The organism is Cupriavidus sp. 01L46 (assembly GCF_056399905.1).
Map to the genome: position 1 here is coordinate 1 of NZ_JBFTSF010000721.1, position 472 is coordinate 472.

Below are 472 nucleotides of genomic sequence, written 5' to 3' on the forward strand. Positions count from 1 at the left end.
ACACCGCCCGTCACACCATGGGAGTGGGTTTTGCCAGAAGTAGTTAGCCTAACCGCAAGGAGGGCGATTACCACGGCAGGGTTCATGACTGGGGTGAAGTCGTAACAAGGTAGCCGTATCGGAAGGTGCGGCTGGATCACCTCCTTTCAGAGCGTGCATCTYAAGTCGAGCGTTCACACTTATCGGTTTGTTAATTGTTGGAGCCAGGATGCGCGTTGCGTGTCTTGCGTTGCATGGTCAAATGCAAGCGCTTAGCGTTGAGCGCTTGCATTTGGCTTTGCCAAGACGACCGGAGACCCAGTCTCAGTCGGCTGTTCTTTAAAAATATGGGATGTAGTAAAGGTGTCGTGAGCGTTGATGAGACGCTGCAGTAAAACACGATACCGGGTTGTGATTGTATCAACCGAAATGTATTTAAGTGATCGAAAGATGACTTGGAATACGGCACAAATGCGAGAACTCATCCTGTAGC

The 472-nt window shown here is 50.3% G+C and carries 1 rRNA gene; it reads left to right on the top strand.

The window, feature by feature from the left end:
- Positions 1 to 147, top strand: a 16S ribosomal RNA gene (locus AC1DS3_RS39490); the annotation flags it as partial.
- Positions 148 to 472: the final 325 nt, after the last annotated feature.